The following is a 2,332-nucleotide window of genomic DNA, read 5'->3' as shown; positions in this document are numbered from 1 at the left end:
CCGAGATCTGGTGTGGGGTGACTGGAGTTCAGTGGTGTGCTCTTCCTATCTGTTATCTCCTAGACCGCCCCCACCGGGTTGTGGTGGGCCGGGGTGGCGGCGCCCCCAACCCCGGCGACTCGCGTGCCGCCGTCATCCGCGACAAGATCGCCAGTCAGCCGCAGGCCCGCTGGTTCGCCAACTTCAACCCGTCGACCGTGCAGTCCGAGGTCTCCGGGTTCGTCGGCGCCGCCAACGCGGCCCAGCAGATCCCGGTGCTGGCGGTCTACGAGATCACCAACCGGGACTGCGGCGGGGCCAGCGCGGGTGGCGCCCCTGACCTCAACCAGTACCAGACGTGGGTCTCCAACTTCGCCAGAGGACTCGGCAACCAGACGGTCCTGATCATCCTGGAAACCGACTCGCTCGCCCTGCAGACGTGCCTGAGCAGCGGTGAGATCAGCGCACGCAACCAGGCGATCACGACGGCCACCCGGACCATCAAGTCGGCCAACCCCAACGCCAAGGTGTACCTCGACGGCGGCCACTCCACCTGGAACAGCGCGGGTGAGACGGCCAACCGGCTCCGCGCGGCCGGCGTGCAGTACGCCGACGGTTTCTTCACCAACGTGTCGAACTTCAACTCCACCTCCGGCGAGGCGAACTTCGGCCGCTCGGTGATCTCCGCCCTCAACGGCATGGGCATCTCGGGCAAGCGCCAGGTCATCGACACCAGCCGCAACGGCGGCGCCAGCGGGGACTGGTGCGGCGACGACAACACCGACCGGCGCATCGGGACGTACCCGACCACCAACACCGGCGACAGCAACATCGACGCTTACCTTTGGGTGAAGCCGCCGGGCGAGGCCGACGGCTGCCGCTACACGGCTGGTTCGTTCCAGCCCGACCTGGCCTACAGCCTGGCCAACGGCGTGCCCAACCCGCCGACCACCGCTCCGCCGACTACGGCCCCGCCGACGACGGCTCCGCCGACCACGGCCCCGCCGACGACCGCCCCGCCCACCACGGCCCCGCCGACCACCGCGCCCCCGACCACGCCGCCGCCGACCGGTAACCGATGCTCCGCGTCGGTGGCGGTCAACCAGTGGTCCGGCGGATTCACCGCGAGCGTGACGGTCACCGCCGGCTCTGCGGACATCAACGGCTGGACCGCGACGATCACGCTGCCCAGCGGCGCCGCGATCACCGGCACCTGGAACGCCCAGGCCAGCGGCACCAGCGGAACCGTCCGGTTCACCAACGTGGGCTACAACGGACACGTCGGCGCCGGGCAGTCGACCAACTTCGGCTTCCAGGGCACCGGCACCGGCCCGGCGACGGTCATCTGCGCGGCCAGCTGATTCCGCCTGCGACGGCCCGGCGTGGAGGACCACTCTCCGCGCCGGGCCCGGCCCCGTGCTGGGTACGGGCCGGACCGAGTACGGCGAGCAGCGGCAGCATCGACGCTGGCAGACCGACCGCCGTCCCGGCATGGATGCCGCGACCCGGATCATTCTCGGCGCCCTGCACATCGCGGGTCGCGACGGTGCTGATCCCGGTCATGCCCCGCTCCGCCGCCGGCTCCGACCTCACTAGGGTCGTCGACGACGACCGATGACCCTGAACCACGCCACCGCGGTTCAGGGGTAGTCGGCAGCGGCGGCCTGGGACGCGATTCGTCCGCCCCACGCGGCTGTCCGGCTTCGCCTCGATGACCGACACCGGCCCTGCGTTTCCGTCAGGGAGAGTTCGGGAGAGCGGTTGCGACAACTCACGTAGAGGTTAAGCAGGTCAGCCACTCTGATGGGTGGCGACCAACAAATCTAGGCCGAGAAGACTAGACATCCTCTGCGGTGTGGCATACTCTTCTTCGAGTCGAGAGAGCAAAGATCCGTCAAGACGCAGACGGGCTGTCCGGCCGTGAGATCACGACGGGCGGCGAGGAGCGGAACGTGATCCATCGTTCCCTTTATGGAAGAAGGCAGTAGGAACACAGCCCGGCGTGATGCGAGCCGGGCGCAGGTGGGGCCAAGGCTCTTTTTGGGGCTCCAGCTGATGTTCGCCGTACGTGTGGGGGCCGTGAAGTCGCGTGGGCTCCAGCACCGGCGGATCGTACGTCAGCTAGGGAAAGAGGTAGTAGAGGAAAGGGAGGGCCGTACACCGTTGGATCGCCCGCCGTCGGCCGTCATGTCAGGCCGGGCGGACACCGCAGTTTCCATCGAACGAGAGGTGGTCTCCGGTCACGCATACGCGATCCTCGCACCCGAAGCCGTTCGTTGCGGCTGGTGTGGATACGACAAGCCGACGTTTCGGTCGGTAGATGGTGTTCTGACCCGTAACCCTGGGCCCCGGC

Annotated in this window: 1 protein-coding gene; it reads left to right on the top strand. The window is 68.4% G+C overall.

Going from position 1 to position 2,332, the window contains the following annotated elements; genetic code table 11:
* Positions 1–83 precede the first annotated feature (83 nt).
* Positions 84–1,340, top strand: a complete 1,257-nt coding sequence (locus AB0J68_RS31065; protein ID WP_363942317.1) for a glycoside hydrolase family 6 protein — start codon at positions 84–86, stop codon at positions 1,338–1,340.
* Positions 1,341–2,332 lie beyond the last annotated feature (992 nt).

The sequence above is a fragment of the Micromonospora sp. NPDC049580 genome, assembly GCF_040675595.1.
Lineage (GTDB): Bacteria > Actinomycetota > Actinomycetes > Mycobacteriales > Micromonosporaceae > Micromonospora.
The sequence above is the reverse complement of the archived record's forward strand: the minus strand, read 5'-3'. Positions and strand labels throughout refer to the sequence as shown.